1 protein-coding gene is annotated in these 701 nt (G+C 73.8%); it reads left to right on the top strand.

Going from position 1 to position 701, the window contains the following annotated elements:
- Nucleotides 1-81: 81 nt before the first annotated feature.
- The coding region (locus ACLD7X_RS17580) for a GDSL-type esterase/lipase family protein (protein ID WP_411424982.1) at nt 82-701 on the top strand (620 nt) is incomplete at its 3' end.

The following is a 701-nucleotide window of genomic DNA, read 5'->3' as shown; positions in this document are numbered from 1 at the left end:
GCAAAGGCCAAGGGGGGGGGCGGGGGCTTCGCAAGGTCGCGGGGGGCGGATAGGCTGGGTCGCGCAGGGAAAGGACACGCGATGCCGCACCTTCTGGCCTTTGGCGACAGCAATACCCACGGCACGCCCCCCATCCGGGTGCGCGGGGTCTACGAACGGTTCGGCGCGGATGTGCGCTGGCCCACGCGGGCGGCGGCGGCGCTGGGGCCGGGCTGGACGCTGGCCGAGGAAGGGCTGCCCGGCCGCACCGCGCAATGGGACGACCCGGTGATGGGGGCGCACATGAACGGGCAGACCGGGCTGAAGATCGCGCTGCAAAGCCACGGGCCGCTGGACGTGATGACGCTGATGCTGGGCACGAACGACGTGAAGATGCGCTTTGGCGCGACGCCCGACCGGATCATGGGCGGGATCGCGTCGCTCCTTGATATCGCGCTGGGGCTGGAGATGCAGGCGCGCCATCCGGGGCTGCGGGTGCTGGTGATCTGCCCGCCCCCGGTGCGGGAGACCGGCGTCCTGGCGGGCGAGTTCTGGGGCGGGGCGGAGAAGTCGCGGGCGCTGGCGCCGCTTCTGGCGGCGCTGGCGGCGGCGCGGGGGCAGCCGTTCCTCGATGCGGGCGAGGTCATCGCCACCTCGCCCGTGGACGGGGTGCATTTCGACCCTGCGGCGCATGCGGCGCTGGCCGTGGCCGTGGCCGGGCG

The sequence above is a fragment of the Aphanothece microscopica RSMan92 genome (assembly GCF_046613545.2).
GTDB lineage: Bacteria > Cyanobacteriota > Cyanobacteriia > PCC-6307 > Cyanobiaceae > NIES-981.
Note: the sequence above shows the minus strand (reverse complement) of the source record. Positions and strands in the feature narration are given on the sequence as shown.